Origin of the sequence: Stenotrophomonas sp. GbtcB23, from assembly GCF_019091045.1 — a bacterium.
Classification (GTDB): Bacteria; Pseudomonadota; Gammaproteobacteria; order Xanthomonadales; family Xanthomonadaceae; genus Stenotrophomonas; species Stenotrophomonas rhizophila_A.
In genome coordinates, this window is record NZ_JAGXKC010000535.1 from 1 (window position 1) to 251 (window position 251).

At 68.5% G+C, this 251-nt stretch carries 1 pseudogene; it reads right to left on the minus strand.

From position 1 onward, the window contains the following. Positions 1-146: pseudogene (locus tag KVS69_RS21225) on the minus strand (helix-turn-helix domain-containing protein); the annotation flags it as partial. Between the last annotated feature and the right edge of the window lie 105 nt (positions 147-251).

Sequence of the window (251 nt, forward strand, 5' to 3'; positions counted from 1 at the left end):
GCCCGTTCAAGTCGACGCGTCAGCAGGTAGCGATGCGGGGGAACGCCGAAAGCCTCCTTGAACGATCGCGCGAAATGGGCCTCGGAAACGCCGCTCACCCGCGCCAGCCGCGGGACAGGCCACTCCTCGTGCGAGGCGGCGTCCATCCGGTCCTTCGCGCGCAGCAGGCGGCGCAACAGTTCAGGGGTCTGGCTTGTGCGCCCTCGCCCCTGTTTGCTCCCGTGCCCTGTTTTCAGGGGCTGCCCATCAGG